At 45.8% G+C, this 15,722-nt stretch carries 16 protein-coding genes; 11 read left to right on the forward strand and 5 right to left on the reverse strand.

What is annotated here, in order from left to right:
* The 5 genes from ACRC32_RS13540 to ACRC32_RS13560 all read left to right on the forward strand — a co-directional run.
* The coding region (locus tag ACRC32_RS13540; protein WP_438554463.1) for a type I secretion system permease/ATPase at nt 1-2,737 on the forward strand (2,737 nt) is incomplete at its 5' end.
* A gap of 73 nt (nt 2,738-2,810) precedes the next feature.
* Nucleotides 2,811-4,418 (forward strand): HlyD family efflux transporter periplasmic adaptor subunit, encoded by a 1,608-nt coding sequence (locus tag ACRC32_RS13545; protein WP_438554464.1) that lies wholly within the window; start codon nt 2,811-2,813, stop codon nt 4,416-4,418.
* A gap of 778 nt (nt 4,419-5,196) precedes the next feature.
* Nucleotides 5,197-5,403, forward strand: a complete 207-nt coding sequence (locus tag ACRC32_RS13550) for a hypothetical protein (RefSeq protein ID WP_438554465.1) — start codon at nt 5,197-5,199, stop codon at nt 5,401-5,403.
* 162 nt (nt 5,404-5,565) lie between these two features.
* Nucleotides 5,566-5,829 carry a hypothetical protein gene (locus tag ACRC32_RS13555; protein WP_438554466.1) on the forward strand — a complete coding sequence of 88 codons (264 nt, stop codon included), beginning with the start codon at nt 5,566-5,568 and terminating at the stop codon, nt 5,827-5,829.
* On the forward strand, nt 5,808-5,987 hold the full coding sequence (locus ACRC32_RS13560; protein ID WP_438554467.1) for a hypothetical protein: 180 nt from the start codon (nt 5,808-5,810) through the stop codon (nt 5,985-5,987). Before ACRC32_RS13555 ends, ACRC32_RS13560 begins: the two co-directional genes overlap by 22 nt.
* A gap of 346 nt (nt 5,988-6,333) precedes the next feature.
* On the opposite strand, the gene ACRC32_RS13565 is transcribed toward ACRC32_RS13560, so the two are convergent.
* Entirely contained in the window at nt 6,334-6,561 is a 228-nt protein-coding gene (locus tag ACRC32_RS13565) for a hypothetical protein (protein ID WP_438554468.1), read from the reverse strand.
* Between the two features lie 106 nt (nt 6,562-6,667).
* Here ACRC32_RS13565 and ACRC32_RS13570 point away from each other — a divergent pair, with 106 nt between their 5' ends.
* On the forward strand, nt 6,668-10,903 hold the full coding sequence (locus ACRC32_RS13570; protein ID WP_438554469.1) for a hypothetical protein: 4,236 nt from the start codon (nt 6,668-6,670) through the stop codon (nt 10,901-10,903).
* Between the two features lie 94 nt (nt 10,904-10,997).
* Here the strand turns inward: ACRC32_RS13570 and ACRC32_RS13575 are convergent, their stop codons facing one another.
* Nucleotides 10,998-11,498 carry a transposase gene (locus ACRC32_RS13575; protein WP_438554470.1) on the reverse strand — a complete coding sequence of 167 codons (501 nt, stop codon included), beginning with the start codon at nt 11,496-11,498 and terminating at the stop codon, nt 10,998-11,000.
* Nucleotides 11,464-11,814 carry a transposase gene (locus ACRC32_RS13580; protein ID WP_438554471.1) on the reverse strand — a complete coding sequence of 117 codons (351 nt, stop codon included), beginning with the start codon at nt 11,812-11,814 and terminating at the stop codon, nt 11,464-11,466. Before ACRC32_RS13580 ends, ACRC32_RS13575 begins: the two co-directional genes overlap by 35 nt.
* Nucleotides 11,815-12,084: 270 nt before the next feature.
* On the opposite strand from ACRC32_RS13580, the gene ACRC32_RS13585 reads away from it, so the two are divergent.
* Genes ACRC32_RS13585 through ACRC32_RS13595 form a run of 3 tightly spaced genes read left to right on the forward strand, consistent with a single transcriptional unit; the run spans nt 12,085 to nt 12,948 of the window.
* Nucleotides 12,085-12,417, forward strand: coding sequence for a DUF6883 domain-containing protein (locus ACRC32_RS13585; RefSeq protein WP_438554472.1), 333 nt, complete (start codon nt 12,085-12,087; stop codon nt 12,415-12,417).
* 14 nt (nt 12,418-12,431) lie between these two features.
* The gene (locus ACRC32_RS13590; protein ID WP_106546157.1) at nt 12,432-12,665 is read left to right on the forward strand and encodes a DUF4926 domain-containing protein; all 234 of its coding nucleotides are present in this window, start codon (nt 12,432-12,434) and stop codon (nt 12,663-12,665) included.
* Nucleotides 12,666-12,720: 55 nt separating this feature from the next.
* Nucleotides 12,721-12,948 carry a hypothetical protein gene (locus tag ACRC32_RS13595; RefSeq protein WP_438554473.1) on the forward strand — a complete coding sequence of 76 codons (228 nt, stop codon included), beginning with the start codon at nt 12,721-12,723 and terminating at the stop codon, nt 12,946-12,948.
* Nucleotides 12,949-13,507: 559 nt separating this feature from the next.
* Here ACRC32_RS13595 and ACRC32_RS13600 read toward each other — a convergent pair.
* Together ACRC32_RS13600 and ACRC32_RS13605 are read right to left on the reverse strand one after the other, a co-directional pair.
* Nucleotides 13,508-14,398: a helix-turn-helix domain-containing protein gene (locus ACRC32_RS13600; protein ID WP_438554474.1), complete on the reverse strand. Its 891-nt coding sequence runs from the start codon at nt 14,396-14,398 to the stop codon at nt 13,508-13,510.
* A 134-nt stretch (nt 14,399-14,532) separates the two neighbouring features.
* A complete protein-coding gene (locus ACRC32_RS13605) occupies nt 14,533-14,664 on the reverse strand; it encodes a hypothetical protein (protein ID WP_438554475.1) in 132 nt (43 codons plus the stop codon).
* Nucleotides 14,665-14,765: 101 nt separating this feature from the next.
* On the opposite strand from ACRC32_RS13605, the gene ACRC32_RS13610 reads away from it, so the two are divergent.
* Together ACRC32_RS13610 and ACRC32_RS13615 are read left to right on the forward strand one after the other, a co-directional pair.
* Nucleotides 14,766-15,329: a DUF2808 domain-containing protein gene (locus ACRC32_RS13610; RefSeq protein WP_438554476.1), complete on the forward strand. Its 564-nt coding sequence runs from the start codon at nt 14,766-14,768 to the stop codon at nt 15,327-15,329.
* A gap of 151 nt (nt 15,330-15,480) precedes the next feature.
* Nucleotides 15,481-15,722 (forward strand): hypothetical protein (locus ACRC32_RS13615; protein WP_438554477.1); only part of this gene is annotated, 242 nt, incomplete at its 3' end.

The following is a 15,722-nucleotide window of genomic DNA, read 5'->3' on the forward strand; positions in this document are numbered from 1 at the left end:
GCAAATCATTAGACCAGGAGAAGTTTTGGGTTGGGTGAGTCTGTTGCGCCAAGTGGCTTGCGAAACCGCGATCGCCTCCACCGAAGCTACTTGCTTGACGCTAAGTGCCGCCGATTTCCTAGCACTGCTAGAGCAAGAAAGAACATTCGCCGATGCTTTTCGCAACCGTTGCGCCCTCATTGAAGTGTTTGACTTGCTAGGAGCCGAACTGGAGCGACGGGCAAGTGGAGCTGCCGATTTGGTAGAGCTGGCTAGAGAAGCACGCTCGACAGCAGTTATCCTCAACTTACCTCCTGGTAAAATCCCACTGCAACAATTAGACCCAAACCTATTGTGGATCTTCAGTGGTGGAGCTAGGACTAACTTTACCGTTGGCAGTCGCTTAACTGCTGATGGCAACCAAAACTATATCCAAGTAGAAGCTCCAGGCAATGCCCGTCTGCTAGGTTTACGCGAACAATCTCTGCTCTTAAATCGCTCTACTGCTTGTGAGGTTTCACCAACCACAGCAACAGAAGAAGTAGACATTCCGTATGCGCCAGAGCGCCCACCTCAACTAGAATCTTCTTCAGGACAGACAAGACAAACCAAATATCCCTACGTTCACGGTAGAGGACCAATAGACGCAACTTTAGCCTGCTTCTCCATGCTCAGCCAGCATTTGGGGATGCCGTTTAAGAAGGATGTCCTCAAGCGCACGCTCGCCAATTCTTTTACACGCACGGGCAGCATTTCCCTGCAACTGTGCGGGGCTGTAGCCGAATTGATGCAGCTCAAATCTCAGTTAGTGGATGTCCCAGCAGTCGCAGTCAGTCGCCTGCCCACTCCCGCCCTACTTTCTTGGCACGATACCTTTGCCCTGCTGTATTCTGCTAGCGACAAAGAACTTATTCTAGCCATTCCTGAAACTGGCATCCGCCGGATGAAGCCAGCCGCTTTTATTGAAGCCTGGGGAGAGTCCGGTCAGGTTCTGCTCCTACAATCGACTCCTGACACGCCCAAACAGCGGTTTGGGTTATCGTGGTTTTTACCCTCTCTCTACCGCTACCGCAAGGTGCTGCTGGAAGTATTGATCGCTTCCTTCTTCGTACAGCTATTTGGTCTAGCTAACCCCTTAATCACCCAAGTCATTATCGATAAGGTGATCGTCCAAAATAGCGTCGGCACCCTACACGTCCTGGGTATCTTCTTAATTGTCGTCGCCGTCTTTGAAGCCGTTATTACTACCCTCCGCACGAATCTATTTGTCGATACCACCAACCGCATTGACCTAGCACTGGGCGCACAAGTCATCGACCACCTGCTGCGACTGCCACTGCGCTACTTTGAACGCCGTCCGGTGGGAGAGTTAGCCACCCGCGTCAACGAACTAGAAAACATCCGTCAATTCTTGACTGGCACTGCCTTAACTGTAGTGTTAGATGCAGTCTTCTCCGTCATCTACATCGCGGTGATGCTGTTCTATAGTTGGCTGCTGACCATCGTTGCTTTAGCCACTGTCCCCCTATTTGCTCTCCTGACATTTATCGTTGCTCCGGTCATTCGGCAGCAGTCGCGTACCAAGGCTGAACGCAATGCCGAAACCCAGTCCTATTTAGTAGAAGTTGTCTCAGGGGTTCAAACTGTCAAAGCCCAAAATATCGAACTCAAATCGCGCTATACCTGGCAGGAGCGGTATGCCCGTTATGTGAGTGCTGGGTTTAAGAGCGCCCTGACTTCCACTACGGCAGGATCGATCAGCAACTTCCTGAATAAACTGTCCTCCTTACTGCTGCTGTGGGTCGGTGCTTACTTGGTATTGCAAGGTCAGTTGACTCTAGGACAGCTGATTGCCTTTCGGATTATTGCTGGATACACCACCAGTCCACTGCTGCGGCTGATTCAACTGTGGCAAAACTTCCAAGAAACTGCGTTATCCCTAGAACGCCTAGCGGACATTCTCGATACTCCGACTGAAATTGAAACGGCTGGGAGCAATAATATTCCCATGCCAGATCTTCAAGGAGCAGTCAAGTATGAAAACGTATCGTTTCGCTTTGCTTCTAGTAGCTCCCCACAGTTGGTAAACGTCAATTTGGATTTCCCTTCTGGCACTTTTATCGGTGTAGTCGGTCAAAGTGGAGCGGGCAAGAGTACGCTGACGAAGCTGCTACCTCGCTTGTATGAATTAGAGAGCGGTAGAATTTTAATTGACGGCTACGACATTGGCAAGGTCGAACTATATTCCTTGCGCCGTCAGATTGGCGTGGTGTTGCAAGACACGCTGTTATTTGACGGTACGGTACAGGAAAATATTGGACTGACCAATCCCGATGCCACACAAGAGGAGATTGTCGAAGCTGCAAAGATCGCCGCCGCTCACGACTTTATCATGACTCTACCCTTGGGTTACAACACCAAGGTAGGGGAAAGAGGTTCAGCTCTATCTGGCGGACAAAGACAAAGGATCGCGATCGCCCGTACCGTACTGCAAAATCCGCGCCTGCTGGTATTGGACGAAGCGACTAGCGCCTTGGACTATCACACCGAGCGTCAAGTGTGTTTGAATCTAGCAGCAGCATTTAAGGGTCGTACAGTGTTTTTCATCACCCACCGTTTGGCAACGATTAAAAACGCCGATGCCATTGTGATGATGGACGCTGGGACGGTGGTGGAACAGGGAACCCATGCCGAACTGATGAACTTGCGGGGTCGTTATTATTGCCTCTACCAACAACAAGAGGCGGTTGGCGCATAAATGCCTGACTTACTGCACGCGCAGCAGGAATTGCACTCCCACTTACAGGACTTTCAGCTAACTCAAAAGCTTTATGAACGGACACAACGGTAATGGCGCTCAGCCCAATCCTCTCTCCAATGGAGTCGGACATCATCAATCGCTCGGTCTTACTGCCCCAGCCGCTCAAGAGCAGGAAGCTGCAACTGCTCCAAACATTACCCCACCAGTTGGAGTGCCTTCTCAAGAGCGCACCTCATATGAATCTCCCGTCATCCTGCAACAATCCTCCTTTTGGTCGCAAGCAATTCTTTGGGGATTGATGGGCATTACCACCGTCGCTATTGCTTGGGCAAGTGTCGCCAAAATCGAGGAGGCAATTCCTGCTGCGGGTAAGCTGGAACCCGTCGGCACGGTCAAAGAAGTGCAAGCTCCCGTGGCTGGTGTAGTTAAAGCAATCCATGTAGAAGAGGGACAAACAGTTAAAAAAGGCGATCGCCTGCTTCAGTTCGACCCCACTGCTGCATTATCCCAGTTAGCTTCTTATCAAAAAATTCGTATTTCCCTGCTGCAAGAAAATCAGTTTTATCGCACTCAAATGAGCGCTCTACCCTCCCAAGCAGCACTGGAGCAGCAAGTTTTACATTTGAAGCTGCCAGCCGAAATCATCTCCCTGACTAAAAGCCGTGCCGAGTTAAGAGCAGAAAATCAACTCTATCGCGCTCTTTTAACTGGTGTAGCCCAGAGCGCTCGCCTCGATCGGGAGCGACAAGAGCGTTTTTTCTCAACCACATCCGAACTTTCTTCCCGTGTTGCCGCTGCCAAATTAGAAGCTCAACAATTGACCAAGCAGTTAAGTCAAGCAACGATTCGACTTGCTAGCACCAAGGAAACTTTGAACATGAATCAAGGGATTCTCAACGACCTGCTCCCTTTAACTCAAACTGGTGCTATTTCTCGAATTCAAATGCTCAAGCAACAACAGGAGGTGCAAACCAATCAGTCGGAACTACAGCAACTAGAGCAGGAAATTGCTCGGCTAAGACTGGCAATTGATGAAGCTCAATCCAAGGTGCAAAATACTGTTGCTCTATCTCGCTCCGAATGGCTGACTCAAATGGCTGACAACAACAAGCGGATCGCGGAAATTGATAGCTCTCTGACCAAGGCAATCGTGGAAAATCACAAGCGGATCGCGGAAATTGATAGCCAAATCAGTACTGCTCAACTTTCTTTGCGCTACTCCGAGCTTACAGCTCCATCAAATGGTACGGTGTTCGACCTGCAAGCTCATACTCCTGGTTTTGTTGCCAATGCTAGTCAATCTCTGCTCAAAATCGTACCGGATGATGCTCTGACTGCTCTTGTCTTCATCACCAACCGCGATATTGGTTTCGTTAAAGAGGGGATGGACGTAGACGTGCGGATTGACTCGTTTCCCTTTAGCGAATTTGGTGATGTCAAAGGCAAGTTAGTTTGGATTGGAGGAGATGCGCTGCCGCCAGATCAGATCCATCCCTACTACAGATTTCCAGCTAAAGTCAAACTGGAACGGCAGTCGCTCACAATTAACGGACGAGCCGTGCCACTGCAATCTGGAATGTCAGTGAATGCAAATATTAAGCTGCGATCGCGCACTGTGATGAGCATCTTTACCGATTTGTTTAGCAAGAGTGTTGAGAGCTTGAAATTCGTCCGCTAGTCAAAAGTTTTTTTTAGACAAATATTAACAAATACTTACAACCTTCTCTCTAACTCAGCTTAAGAGTTATATATTCTCCGCAAAGGAGCATTTTTAGGCAGGGCGAATTTCCAGACAACCTCAGTCTATTGAGAATAGAATGCGCCTAAAACTACAAGGTTGTAAGTATTTGTGAATTAAAGGAGAACCCTAAAATAACTTAGGACTTATTGACTCAGATTTCTAGCAGTTTCATAGTAAAATTATCTTCTTTTTATGAGTAGTTTTTTTGGTTATAAAATTTATATTTTGAAGTTCCGTTCTATTTTTCCGCTCGTCAACAGATGAAATTCCCTGAACTTATCTGGCTTGGACTTAAGTTAATATTTCATCGACTTGCTCTGTCAGCTATAGCAAAGACTACGCTCGTAGTAGACGCTTGAAGGTAATTTTTTAAAGTTCAGGAGTTTCTCTACTTGCGATTTTTCTACTTTTTTTCTGTTTCTACAGGCAGACAAAAATCTATCGCTCTCACAACATCCCAAGCTTTTCTTGCTCTAAATGAGTGAAAATTAGTTAGAGATTTCTACCCAAGACAAACAGAAGTTTTTCAGTTTACATTTAAAAAAGCATAAATATACTTAGCAGCCTAGTTTTGTCAACTAGGCTTTTTCTTAATGAGCGAAAATCGTTCTGCTTCTCTTTAAAGGTACTCGAATTTTAGAATCAAAGCGATTTTGGAGAGATAGCTCGCTCTAGCGATGGCAAGAAAATCGCTGTCGATCTTAATTAATAGGAGATGTTATTTTCGCTCGAACTCGCTCAAAATCTTCAGGATTTCTTAGCACAAATGTGTCAGATTCACCGAGCGGCTTTGTCTCAAAAAACTTTGAATCCAATGCAGCGATCGCCAACTCAAAATTCCTTAAACTTTGCCACGTACATTTACTTAGACTCAGCCCAACGCCAGCTGCGTGTCTCAGTAAAAATCCGCTGGAATTTCTAGCACGCTCGATGTTAAATTCCTTTGACATCTGGGTAATGACTTAACCAGAAACAACTCTATAACTAGAAGTTGTCTGCTCCCTAGCATAAGTCGCTCGTACTTTCATGGCTCTTGCGAGTATCTTGGGAAAGTAGCAGCGAAACTATCAGTTAAATTGTCTTCATGATGAAATTCCCACTAACTTCCTCCCGCTCACAACACCAGTCTCCTCAGCAGCAATATGTTGACCCAGACGAGCGCGTTAACTCCGAGCTGAGTCAGCTTCTGGCTACACCACCGTCAGTTTGGTTGCGTTTATTGGCACTCGCGATTAGCTTTCTGGTTCTTGGCACAACTTTCATTGTGGCTTGGAGCCAAGTCGATCCAAAAGCACCAGCTCATGCACTCATGAGCAACTTAACCGAGTGGTTGACCAAAGGATTCTAGAGCCAGAAGTCTGTTTGCTTAGTTCCAAACACTCTCAAGTGCGCGAGTTACGAGTTCAAAGCGGTGGTAGACCTTTGAGAATTTTTTCCGCTTTCCAACCCAGGCGCACGGCGATTTTGTTAGTAGGTGCTGACAGACCGGAAACGATCGCTTCTTAGCACCTGGAACCGAATAAATACACGCGCATCTTATTTCTTTTTTACTAGGAGTAAACTAAAACAAAAGCAATGTTTAACTTGCCACAGCATACTTTAGAGGGAAAGCTCAAAAATCATTGATAATTTCTCTCAGTTTAAAGTAGCTTAGTTTGATTCTAAGAATTAAGAATAATCTCAATCACAACTGGATTAAATGTCAAAAGATATAGAACTGAATAATTAAGCTTAAGTTGTTTAAGGCACTCTGACAGCTAGTTTCTGGTTCCTACCATGAATAGCGCATCTATAAAATAATCTATCCCAACTAGCACTGCCTCAAATTGATTATTTGAGTTACAGCAGTTTTCTAAAATTCTACCCATTCCTTGATAGATTCAAGTTGCTCCTTAGCAGTACGCTTAATTTCTTCTACAGCTTGCCTACGCTCCTCTTTAAGTTGCTCTTCATAAGGATCGTATAAATCGTCAATATCTACTAATCCTTCAGACAGCAAGTCAGCAATCATCTCTGTATCTCTTACGGAAGCTTTTACAACATAAGTTTTTTTTGAGTTAGATGAATTCAAGTTAGTCATATCTTTATAAAATTTCAGTATTTTTTCGCAAAACCAAAACCTAATTCCCTAAATATAGCTCAAGAATTAAGTAGAGCAAAATTATATTTTATCTCGTATACTAAGCGTGACCATAATACTTAAACACTTTGATTCCAAGCTGAAGCAAAATACAGGCGCGGAAGAAAAGCTAAATAATACACTAGCAGAATATTTATATCCAGATGTAGAGTTTGCCATTGGCACGGTTTATCCTGGCATCACTACCGCTACTGACTTAGGCGAGCATGAAGGCAAAACATTGCAATTTGCTTCTGGCGAAAGAATGTTCTTCGCCTCCGACACTAATGCCAGAGAGCGAGTCTATCCAAATGCTTCCGATGGAGCAGCCTATGGTAGTTTACTATTCACTTCATGTCGCGATTTTAGAGAACTCCAAAATCTACGAATTTTAGTCATAGATGATGTCACTGGCGAAAATGGTGGAGTCTTGCCTAAAGATGCGGCTAAAAATTTGGTAGGGGATTGCAAAGGCTTAATCGATTTAAACATAGCGTCCGACCTTACAGGGAGCATCAATACGCCCTTTCAGTTCCGACTAGGCATTAAAGAACAAGAGTCAAGCCCCGTAGCACGGATTGCCAAAGGTACGCTTGCCCCTGCTGCTTTGGACAAGGTAGGAGAAGCACTGCTGCGCGATGGCAAGATTGGCTACGACATGATCCTTGCTACGTCCTCATTTAAAGGTAGAAAAGGCGAAAGCGCGATCGCGCCTGGGGAATATAACCTCACAGTCGGGTTAGGTGTCAAAACACTGGCGGAGTATGGGGAGCATAGTCTTGGTACTCAAATTCTCGTCAATTACCCCCGTGCGGTGGAAGCTGATATGCTGCCTCGGCTAGAAATGGACGCGCTAATCCTGGCTTCTATTCAATCCGACCCGCGCAAACTCGCTCAACGCTATGTTGAAACTTACGAACGACGCAAAGCACTGCTGAATTCCCAAGAGTCCGAATCAGCAGAAGACCTAGCAGATTTTGATACTGTTTTCGACCAACTGATGCAGGGTGAGATCCCAGAGCAGCAAGAGCAGCAAGACCAATTGGTGTATCGCTTGCTCAAAGCTGACTTGGAAGGACACTATCAAATTCTGGAACATCCCAAAATTATTGCCGAGTTGCAAGAGTTCGTCCGCTCCCAATGGGTAGACGTAGCCACCGGACGCGCTATCAAATTTACCGCAGGACTGGCTCAACCCAGTCTCAAGCTTGGGGAAAACGAAATCTGCGTCCCCTTCATTCCCGAAGGTGAAGAAGTTATCGTCACCCGCTCTCCCTTGATTAACTCCAACGGGGTCATCGTCCTTACCAATCGCCACCTGCCAGAAGCAATGAAGCTTCGAGGCTGCGTCCACATCCATCCCAAAACGGCGATGGACAACATGCAATGCGATTTTGATGGCGATCGCCTTGCATTTGCCCCTGCTAAAGATTTTCCCACCCTGGCAGTTGAAGTTAAGGAATACAACCTACCAGAAAATCGCTATCCCGATGTCGTCAAAAAAGCCAAAATTCCATATACAGGCACGTTTGAAGAAATTGCTGTGGGTGCAATGGAAAATAAAATTGGCATTATTGCTAACGAAATTCAGAAAAACGTAGCACTGCAATGGGAAACCCAGTTAATTCCTAAAGAAGAAAAATTTGGCGATCTCAAACGCATATCCGCACATATGAAAGAAGTAGCTGCTCGGCAGGATAAGGGCGAACTAGAGCTACCAGAAAAAGTATTGCAGCAAGTCAATTCTATTGCTAACCTGCCAGCAAAACTGAGCGAAATACAGGTCGAACGAGGGCTAGAACAAGTTAAAGAGCTACTGCGCTGCTGCATGGGCGAACTGTCTAACGAACTGCAAGTAGCTGCTGACGGTCCCAAAAGCGCCCTGCGTCCTGACGAATCTATCCTTAAATACTGTCAGGAAATTAGTAGCTACAAGTGGGTAGCTTGGCTAATTGATAAAAAAAGTAAAGAAGCTTTTTTAGAGCGGGGGATGAAAACTGCTAATTACAGTTCCGTCGATCTGATGATTAAACAGACTGATCGACACTTTGAGGAAAACAAACTCATCGCTCGTCCTGCCGAACAGTTTAGGGCTTTATATCCTGGGATTGAGTTTACAGAATCACAGAAAAACCAGGCAGTTGCAATCAAGAATACTTATAACGAATTGATTAAAGAAGCTATTGGGTTAGAGAAAAAAAGACAAACTGAACCAGGACTGAGTTTAGTTGTGACTTCGCCTAGAAGCGGGCGCTCGATAGAAATTACTAACTTAAATGAATTTGATGCAGCTAAAAATACTCAATTTTGGCAGGCTAAAGAGCTAGATATCGAGTTAACAGGACACAAGCCTAGCAAAAAGATGCCTTACACTGTGGCAGCTAACGCCATCTTTGTAGAGCCAAAAACAGGTGAAAAAGTTAGTCAAACTATTGGCACAGTCAGCCTAGTATCAGCTAAAGAACATGACATAAAAGCGGGAATGACAATCAAGCAAGGCAAAGTTGCATTTCAACCAGGGGTCAGCAAGAGCATGGTCGAAGCAGCATTTGCCAAAGCTAGCGAGTATTTAGAAACCGTGAGGCAGTCTACTCCAGAAGACCAGGAGCTACCTCTAGCAGCTGCTTTACACGACATTACCCACACCGAAGAGAATCAACATTATCAAGGCACGCGCAAAGCTAGCGTCGCCTTTGCTGCCTTTCCCGAACGAGTCATAGAGCAACTCAAAGAATTACAATTTACCGAACTTACTGTAGTCGGGACGCACTTCTCCAGCAACGAATACCTGGGTTTGCAGTGGCAGGGGGAGAAAGTACCCATCAGCATTCAACAGCAGCCCCACCCTACAGACTCTAACAGGATAGAGCGATTTGTCTTCGTTGAGGGCAAGCAGTTGGCGATGTTTCGCAGCGAATCTCCGCAGTTACCAACAGGGACAGAGGCACTAGCAACAATTACTTCCCCTCCCAGTGCCAGCGCCATCGCCACCAGTAGCAAGGGAAATCAACTCAAGATTACCCAAATCCAAAAATATGCCTTTGCTGGTTATAGTTGGAACGGCGATTCTGTTAGCGTAACTATCGGCTTCAAGAGCAACTCCAATGGGCGCAGATCGCCTACTCCAATTGCTCTAGTTGATGGCAAAGTATTGGGACTGATCGCTCAAGAATCATTCGCTACCCTCAAAGAAAAGCTAACAGCCACAGGAGTGCCAGTTCAAGGATTCCAATTTACTGCCACTCTCAAAGACAACCCTACCACTATTGCCCATATAGTTGTCGATCCACAAACCGTTAGGTATCCCGAAAAGTGGACTCAATCCAATCAGGCAACGCAGCTAGAGAACGCGATCGCTCCTAACGATGGCACTAGAAGAGTATCAGTTGACAACCAAACAACGCCAAAGACCGCGATCGCTCAGGGAAAACTCCCGATCGCTGAAGAATCAAAAACTCCACCCACACAGTCGAAAAACCCACTAGATGGGTTAACGCCAATCAACTCTGCCGTTGCTGCTCACATGACAAAAGATATTGCAATGGCAGAAGTGGCAACCCAATTCATCGGTATTTCAGCCGCACCAGCAGATACACCATCTTCCACCCGCAATTATCAAACAGCTTGGGGCGATCGCGCCAACACAGGAGAGTATTCGGCTAGCGACACGATTATGGTCAGTGGTTCTGGTCCCTGGCGTGGCGTGTCCGAAGAAAAGATTAAAGAAGTCTTTGCCCAGCAATATATCCCCCTGCTAAAACGTGCCGTAGCAGCTGGTGCAGCGTTTGTAGTCGGTGATGCTCAAGGTACGGATCGGCTCGTTCAACAATTTCTTGCCGAGAACGGCTATCAGTTTGAACGAAAAGATGGCTTTGTGCAATGCGTTCCTGAAAACGTCCGAGTGCTTGATACTACTGCAACATCACCCTCAACCGCAATACGACAACCTTGGGAACAGAAAATGCTAAACCTGGCATTCCAAAACCTGCAAGCTAGCTCTAACAATGCTTCAGAAGAAATTCAAACAGCTACATTCGCTAATGCCAACTTTAGAGCTATCTACCACGCCCCTACTGAAACTCTCCATATCGTTGATGAAAATAATCACCGTGGCACGTTGTACAAAGCCAAAAAGGGAGAGAAAGCTACTATCTGCGAATTCAACCAAGACGAGAAAGAGGGATTCCTACAACAGTCATCCATGCAACAACGAAAGCAGCAGGAACGATTATTGAGCCAGCAGTCTGATGAATCTATTAGACAAAAGATAAAGATGAAGAAAGAAATTGAGCAGGGAGATTAACACTTATTTGCTCTGCAAATGACGCTGCAAAGGGAATGTAGTGTCAAAATCAAAATAATTTGACAGCTCTAAAATAATACTTCTCGCCCTGAGCCTATCCCACTAACTTCGGAAACCAGATATAGGATGTGGCGAGGAGGAGGAAAGCATCAAAACACGCTTTTAGCCGTTCCCATCGAACAACGAGTCTTCTGTACTTGCGTTGAAACCAGGAGAAAGAACGCTCTTGTTGGTAGCGAGGCACAATTTCCCTGATTGGTCTGCCCTTCGGCTTTTTGCCCCCGATCTGCCGTTTTTTGAGCTGCGGTCGAATACCCTTAGTACGGAGTCTTTGACGCAACCATCTGGCATCATACCCTTTGTCGGCAGCAAGAGTTTTAGGGCGACGTTTAGGATTACCCCGTTTGCCTGTCGCCAGCCGAATTTGAGCGAGCATTGGCAGGACTTGCTGCCTCTCGTCACCATTGGCAGGAGTAGTCATTGCTACCACTGGCATACCGTTAGCATCTGTAATGCTATGGATGAGGATACCTTTGCCTTTGTAGCCATAAGCTACACCCTCACCTCCACCTTTGCCAGGGGGAAAAAGAGCCATCGACGGCTCCGTATTCCCAGTTAATCATTCCTTTTTCCTCTGCCACTGCCAGAATTCGCCCTTTTAGCTTCTCCAATGTTCCATCTTCGTACCACCGCTTGAGCCACCGATGGGCAGAACTTTTTGATGCCCATTTTTCTCCTCGCGGTATGTCGCACCATCGGCAACCAGTAATCAGTACGTATAGCTGAGTATTTAGTACTTTACGAAACGGTGCGTGTGGCATTCCACGCCCTCGTTTCTCTGGGGATTGTGGCATCAAGTCTTCAAACAACTTCCATTCGAGATCGCTCAATCCTTCAAACCTACCTGCCATTTTGTCTTCTGTTGATTCTGTTTCAGCTTCATGCTGATTCTAGCTCAGATTTTGATATTAGTGGGATAGACTCCTAGCCTGCTACATAACTGAGTACATTTTTTGGCTAACGCCAGCTCTTGCCATGAAGAGTTTCTGTAGCAACTTATGCTAGCATTTTTGTCACTTTCGATGTGGATCGTAACAAACTTTGAAAACTGGTACGAGCCAGGAGCGCTTTCCTCTCCCGCAAACTTTTAAGCATGGCAAGAATATATAGAGATTTGTCGAATGAAGCTTCCCAATTACGATCGCGCTATCGTAGACATAGCGAAATTAAGAGACTATTGCCTAAGTACAACGCATCATCGCGGTCGGCATAAAGCGCGTGTCTTTGCAGCAGCTCTTGGTCTGACTGCTGAAGATGCAGAACAACTCCAAGCTACTTTGTTAAACGCTGCTCAAAGCTATGACGCAACACCGACTGACGAAACTGAATTCGGTCAATTATACGTGCTAGACTTTCCCATGATTGGATCTACCGGACAGGTAATAGTTCGTAGTAGTTGGATCGTTCGTCATGGCGAAGATTTTCCCCGATTAACAAGTTGTTATGTCCTCTAAGGGAGACTGAAACTATGAACAATACAATTAATCTGCTAGATGTCGTAGCGTTGAGTGAGAATTTGTCTGAACGGGGATTATCACGCGGTCAGGTGGGTACTGTTGTTGAAAAGCTTGATGAGGATACTTTTCTAGTTGAATTCAGCGATGACGACGGACGCACTTATGCTATGTTGCCTCTGCTCGCTGCTCAGCTAATCGTTCTGCATTACGAGCCTACTAATCCCCAGTTAATAAGTAATACTTGAACTTTTGTTTGATGAGCTGCTGGCACACTTTCTAAAAGATACTTAACTATACATCATGGACTTGTCACCAGCTTTTTTGCAACGAATGGAAGAAGCTCGGCAGGAGGGCATACAGACAGAACGCCGCGCTACTATAGAAAACCTGCTTAGAGTCCGCTTTGGTTCTTTAGATGATGAACTATCCGCCATCATCACCCAACTGCTTGAGTTGCCGCCAGAAGAATTTACTCGCCTGCTTTTGCAATCATCCCGCGAGGAACTATTGAATCGATTTGGAAGATAGCCTAGTTAGAACCTTGATTTCTTACCCTTTTAGCGATATTAGTATAACTAATATCGCTAAGGCATCTAGGGTTTATGAGCCAATATAAACAACTTGACGTAGCAATAAATTGGGTGCTTAGTATTTTCTTCCTTCTGCTAGCAATACTCAATTTTATAGTTGGTAGACCGCAATTAGCTTTGGTTTCAATCGTTCCAGCATTTGGACTATTTCCACCTCTAAAATCTACTCCGAAGCTGAGACTAGTTATGTTAGCTATTGGAGTATTTGCAGTGGCACTCAGTTAATTTTTTAAATTATTTCGTATTAATTAGTAATTATTTATTTGCTTCAAACAATTAAAATTCATAAATCTCCTGTGGCAACCGTTTCACAAAAAACTAGATTCTCTAGCTAATGGAGACAAGGGAAACTGTCACCGTGTTGTCAAACTCTGTATAACAATTATCTCATCTTGTACCAGATACTGTGTTGCAGCGTCTAACAGCATTAGAGACCTAATTGTTGGGGGAGTTCAACGCGGCTAGTGCGGAGAACACTGCGCTCAGGCAACAGTTGCTTATACAAAGCGATGAGTTAAATTTGCTCTGTAGGCTTTTGGTGTCATTCCTGTCAGATGGCGAAACTGTTGACCCAGATGGCTATGGCTGCTGAATCCACACAAAACGGCAATGTCCGTAATCGAGCGCTCGCCTTCTTTCAGTAATTGCTTTGCCCGTTCTACCCGTTGCCCAAGCAGATATTGGTGGGGAGTCATGCCGAGCGACTGTTTAAATTGATGGCTGAGATGAGATTGACCAATCCCTAATAATGCAGCCAGGTCAGCCAGCTTGATATCTCGATCGAGATGTTCGTGGATGTACTCCACGACTTGCAGAATTTGCCGCTCGGATAAGCCATTGCTGTAAACGATAAACTGAGATTTGGGAGCGGCATACTGTCTGAGCAAATGCACTGCTAGAACATTTGCCAGCGACTCAATATAAAGTCTGCCGCCTACGTTTTCTTGTTTTAGTTCAGCTAGCAACATCATGCCAATCGCCTCCAATTGAGGATCGCGAGTTTGAAATTCTAGGCGCAATTTCAGTCGATCGGGATCTGTAGCAATCGTCTCTCTGGCAACGCTCTGGATAAACCGCGACGCGATCCGAATTTGCAAACAATTGTCGTCACTATCCCAACGGGCAAAATACGGAGTCTTGGCAGGCGTTACCGAAACATCCCCTTTCGCGTGCAAGCCGACATAGGTTCTGCCTCCTTTAATTTGCAGTAAGCGAACGGGACGGGGAGCTAGAGACAGACAAATAGCGTGTTCTTCGCTAAAGTGACTCCTCTCCTCTCCTGGAGGCTGCTGAAATTGCTCCACCAGAATATTTTCCCAGCCCTGATTTTGACTCGACAAGATCGGTAGGGGAGTGGTTCCGATCGGGTGGGTGGCGATCGCATTCATAGTGCAAACCCAATGTGTCTAGTTCCGATTGTAATCACTTTTAGGTAAATTCCACTGGGCAGCCTGAAAACTGAGTGCAGGATTTTGATAGTTGCACAGGAATTTGATAGTTAGATGTGGATTGTTTTCCTAAGCTAGTTTGTAGGACATACGACTTTAGCAGAAATGCGATCGCCTTTGGTTGCGCGATTTTGTCTGCGAACGAATCGGAGAAACTTGTCACGACGAATGATGTTGTTTCGTCTTAATTGGTAAACAACTTTCACTCTTTACCTTGGGCATTTACCATCCTGGTTCTGGGTCGTAACGCTCGATCTAGAAACAGTCTTTCAAAGTAGCAATAACTTTAACTTACAAGGAGAAAAGTATGACTAAACAGATATCTGCACGCAACATTCTTACCAAGAGAAATTTGGCGATCGGCGCTATACTCTCTGGTTCTCTGATTAGCTTGCCTGTTATGGCAGTTCAATTAGGTAACGGACAAACAGCCTTTAACTATCCTCCCCGTCTAGTAAAAGCTACAACTAGCTATAAATCTCCACATATGTCTGCCACTTATTATTTCACGTTGGCAATTCCTCAAAATGCCGGAGAGCCTCTAGGGGCAGTCACCATCTCTCAGCGCCAGAACTCCGACACGATTTCGTTCGATCCCAGTCGCAGTCGTGCTTCTCTCGGTGACAGATTTGCCAAAGGTTCAGAGATTCCTTTAGCTAGCATTGGCGGCGAGCAACCGAATAAACCTGGAGAAGCAACGATCGCCTTCGATCCACCCGTGCCACCTGGCAACACAGTCACAGTTGCCCTGGGAGCAAAGAGCAATCCCAATGGAGGGATTTATCTATTTGGCGTGACGGCGTTTCCAGCCGGAGAGAAGAGTTCCGGTCAGTTTCTCGGCTACGGTCGCCTACACTTCGGTTCCCGATAAAATCGCCCTTGCTCAATTCGGAGTGGCTCGACACTTTTGATTTTCTACCAAGTAAACAACTATAGGGTAAGTAGACAAAATGCTGAAACAAATTTTGACAGGGAGTTTCATACTCACCGTGTTTTTTGCGAATAGCGGAGCTACTGAAGCTATGTCTATAACAATGCTCTTACTGTCTCAAGCGCAGATAGTTCCTACGACTACAACACCTGACAATGCAAATACTAACCCTAACTCCAATCGAGCGATACCCGATCGCCCGTTGAGTAACCCCACTCTTGAAGAATCGCAGGCTACTCCAATACCTGACGATGCGGTGTCTCGTCCTGGTATCAATAACGCCGAAACTAGCTCAGAATCGAGTGCTTGTGAAGATATTCCGCTAGCTAGACC

Source organism: Chroococcidiopsis sp. (genome assembly GCF_051657925.1).
Classification (GTDB): Bacteria; Cyanobacteriota; Cyanobacteriia; order Cyanobacteriales; family Chroococcidiopsidaceae; genus Chroococcidiopsis.